General features: G+C 69.6%; 1 protein-coding gene and 1 pseudogene. Both read left to right on the top strand.

Going from position 1 to position 1,329, the window contains the following annotated elements; genetic code table 11:
- Nucleotides 1-369, top strand: a pseudogene (locus EQG76_RS30625) (hypothetical protein); the annotation flags it as partial.
- Nucleotides 366-1,166 carry an ABC transporter permease gene (locus EQG76_RS30620; RefSeq protein WP_159719007.1) on the top strand — a complete coding sequence of 267 codons (801 nt, stop codon included), beginning with the start codon at nt 366-368 and terminating at the stop codon, nt 1,164-1,166. The pseudogene EQG76_RS30625 and the gene EQG76_RS30620, both read left to right, overlap by 4 nt.
- The last annotated feature ends 163 nt before the right edge of the window (nt 1,167-1,329 follow it).

Here is a 1,329-nt window from a genome sequence, read left to right as displayed (position 1 = left end):
GGCTGGGTGCGCACCTTCACCAACGTGGTGCTGCCGCTCGCACGGCCTGGCCTGGTGGCGGCGGGCGTGGTGGTGTTCACCCTGACCTTCACCGAGTACGCGATCCCCCAGATCATGGGCGGCGGCAAGTTCGACTTCGCCGCCCAGGCGGTCTACGAGGCCTGGTTCTCCACCTCTGATGCCGGCCAGGGCTCGGCCTTGGCCGTGCTGGTCGTGCTGGTGTCCACCGGGCTCACCGCCCTCATGCTGGCCCTGCTGGGTGGCAAGGCGGCGGCCGGCCGGGTCAGCCGGGCCGCGCCGGCGGGCATGGCAGCGGCAGGCACGGCAGCGGCAGGCACGGCAGCGGCAGGCACGGGAGCGGTGCGGTGAGGGGTGAGCGCGGCAAGCAGGTGCTGATCACGGCGGTGGTGCTGTTCGACCTCCTGTTCCTGGCCCTGCCGACCGTGATCATCCTCCTGGCCTCGTTCACCAGCGGGTCGATCGTCCGCTTCCCGCCCGAGGGCTTCTCGCTGCGCTGGTATGTGCAGCTGGTGAGCGGCGGCGCGTTCCTGGACGCGTTCGGCCGCTCCCTGCTGGTCGCGACGCTGGCCACCCTGTTCGCGGTGCCGGCCGGCACGCTCGCAGCTTTGGCTCTGGCCCGCTGGCGCTTTCGCACCGCTGGTCTGATCCGCCTCTGGCTGCTCCTGCCGTTCACGATCCCGCTGGTGGTGGCCGGCCTCGGCATGATGGCGCTGTTCGGCGAATGGCGGATCCTGGGCAGCCTCTGGCCAGTGGGGCTGGCCTGCTGCATCATCAACCTGCCCTTCATGCTCTGGGCGGTGAGCGCCGCGGTGAACCATCTGGACCCGGAACTGGAGAATGCCGCCGCCAATCTGGGCGCGGCGCCGCTGCACCGCTTCGTCACCGTGACGATCCCGGCGGTGATGCCCGGCATCGTGACCGGCGGCCTCCTGATGTTCATCCTGGCGTTCAACGAGTTCCTGGTGAGCCTGATGCTCACCGACGCGCGGACCGTGACCCTGCCGGTGCAGATCTACACCTCGATCCGAGCGGTGATCACCCCGGACCTGGCGGCGGTCTCCGCGGTCTATGTGCTGGTGGCACTCCTGGCCGTCTGGCTGCTGGACCGGCTGGTCGGCCTCGACCTGTTCCTGCGGGCGCGCTGAGCGGAACCCCTGCCCGGCTCCGCCCGTTGATCGACCAACTATTCACACTTACGCCGATGTGAGTGTTGAACATCGTAAGGAGGGATGGGACCATGGCTGCCGCTGCCGGAGACGTTCGCGACACCGCCCGCAAGGCCGGTGACGACATCCGGGAAACCGCCCG

The organism is Geminicoccus flavidas, assembly GCF_009806515.1.
Taxonomy (GTDB): domain Bacteria; phylum Pseudomonadota; class Alphaproteobacteria; order Geminicoccales; family Geminicoccaceae; genus Geminicoccus; species Geminicoccus flavidus.
Note: the sequence above shows the minus strand (reverse complement) of the source record. Positions and strands in the feature narration are given on the sequence as shown.